Source organism: Alteromonas profundi, assembly GCF_010500865.1.
Classification (GTDB): Bacteria; Pseudomonadota; Gammaproteobacteria; order Enterobacterales; family Alteromonadaceae; genus Alteromonas; species Alteromonas profundi.
This window is the reverse complement of the sequence record NZ_JAAAWN010000073.1, coordinates 1-2,088: the sequence shown is the minus strand read 5'-3', so window position 1 is coordinate 2,088 and position 2,088 is coordinate 1. Positions and strand designations below refer to the sequence as shown.

The window sequence follows — 2,088 nt, the reverse complement described above, 5'->3', positions numbered from 1 at the left end:
GAACTGTGAATTTTTCATGAAATATAATCCTAGTCAGTTAAAAAAACGAAAGATGACAGGGATTAAATTCTTGGAGGACGCTCTATTTGGTTAATGAAACGGCTAGGTGAAGCTTCGAGATAAACTGAAGCTAGGGTAGGGGATTTTTTTAGAAACGTGCTGTCATTATCAAGATAGAAAGCAATATGGGTGAAATGGCCATGACACGAACAGCAATGATCACAATCATTTCCTGTGCCTAAATCATAAGCATTAGGCAGTTCGATTAACGTACTTTCGGTACATACTTCGTTGCTAATAAAATGTTCTTGTTCAAAAGAAAATGCGTCAGAAACTATCAACAAAAATTGCGCGCACAACAGCAAAGCGGCCAGAACCACTTTAAAACTTTTGCTAATGCGGAAATTCTTTTTCGACACAACATTCCTCTTCATGAAGGTTGATTATCTCTTAAAATATAGCTAGGGTCAATGAATGAGCGATCTATTCAATACAGATATGAGACCAACACAGTGTAAGGAAGCCATTTGAACCTATTAAATGCTTAATTTAACTATGGAAGTAGAAAACTACCACCTTGCCAGCTCATGTATAATCCGACAACGCAAATCAGTACGCCGGATAAATAGTTCATGTTAATAAGCATTAACATGAACTATTTAACATGAAAGTAACTCTGCTACGGTTCTAGATCAGAAAGAGAATTATCACAATTATTATAGTGCCCCTTCATAGATTTCAGTCATCTGTGGAGCCTCTTCAGATTTTTAGGAAACCTCCCCTAAAGAAGCTTGCTATGCCAGGAATGAGTGGTTGTTAACAAACAAAGTATACTTCAGAATTCATACTCGAAGCGGTATTACTCTGCTAGAAACCTGATATTATTGGTCGTCAGATTGCTTTAGATATTAGTATTTTTCTTAGTCTACCTAACTGCTGAAAACATCATGCTGCGCAATCTAAAGATAAAACACATAAGAGCAGTGATCCCCGTTGTGACGCGGGGATAGCAGATTAAAACATGAACTTGCCAAGGTCAAAAAATGACCGGTATTTTTACGCGAAGCGACAACGTTTTTAGCCAAAAAGTTACAGTAAGGTATCTAGCGATATCGAGTTTCCGATATGCCTTTCTACTAGTCTATTGTACCGTTTATTCGAAAATGGAGCCTTAGATGATTTGGTGAACTCAAAGAAGCGATGCGAACCAACTTCATGCTCATAAGCATAGCATCACGGTTATGGCATGAGCCAGATAATATTTACTTTGTTGTTCATTGATGCGCTCACTGTAAGGAGATCAGATAGCAATTGGAAAAGCTACCTCTTGGGTCAACGGTGATTTTATCTTTCAGTATTGGACTTGCTTTTACACTTGTTGTAGGGGGTATTACAGGTTTTGGTACGAGCGAGACGCAATAATTGTGACAGGCTTATTGAAATTGCATGTTGTATTCTTCTATTCCTTCGGTGTACTTATTTTACATTGCCGGATTATGTATGAGCAGGCTTTGCAGTAGATTTCTGTTTTTCTGACAAGATTTAGCAACTTAATTGAAATACATGGCTTTTTAATACAGAGTTCCTCTTGTGAATCAGAAAGCTGACCATTTAGGCATTGACTACAATCATATTTTAAGAGAACATGAATTGCCAATAGAGGAATCTTGTGTTGAAAACGAATTACCGCATTAGCAAAAATCTAAAAGTGGTCTTAGCCGCTTTTTTGTTGTGCGCACAATTTTTGTTGATTGTGACTGACGCGTTTTCTATTGAACAAGACCACTTGTTTAGCAATGAATTATGTACTGAAAATACATTAATCGAACTGTCCGATGCTTACGATTTAGATACGGGAAGTGATTGTGACCATTGTTGTTCTTGTCATGGCCATTTTACACACATAGCTTTTTACTTTGATATTGAAAGCTCGTTTCTAAAAAAATCTCCCAATTTAGTCTCAGTTTATAGTGAAGCTACACCTAATCGTTTCATTAACCAAATAGAGCGTCCTCCAAGAATTTAATCCCTGTCGTTTTTCGTTTTTTCAACTGACTAGGATTATATATCATGAAAATTTCACAGTTT

At 36.8% G+C, this 2,088-nt stretch carries 2 protein-coding genes; one reads left to right on the top strand and one right to left on the bottom strand.

Annotation, left to right across the window (positions count from 1 at the left end):
- Window positions 1–62 precede the first annotated feature (62 nt).
- On the bottom strand, window positions 63–419 hold the full coding sequence (locus GTH32_RS19155; RefSeq protein WP_241155619.1) for a hypothetical protein: 357 nt from the start codon (window positions 417–419) through the stop codon (window positions 63–65).
- A 1,250-nt stretch (window positions 420–1,669) separates the two neighbouring features.
- Here GTH32_RS19155 and GTH32_RS19150 point away from each other — a divergent pair.
- Window positions 1,670–2,026, top strand: a complete 357-nt coding sequence (locus GTH32_RS19150; protein ID WP_023559486.1) for a hypothetical protein — start codon at window positions 1,670–1,672, stop codon at window positions 2,024–2,026.
- Window positions 2,027–2,088 lie beyond the last annotated feature (62 nt).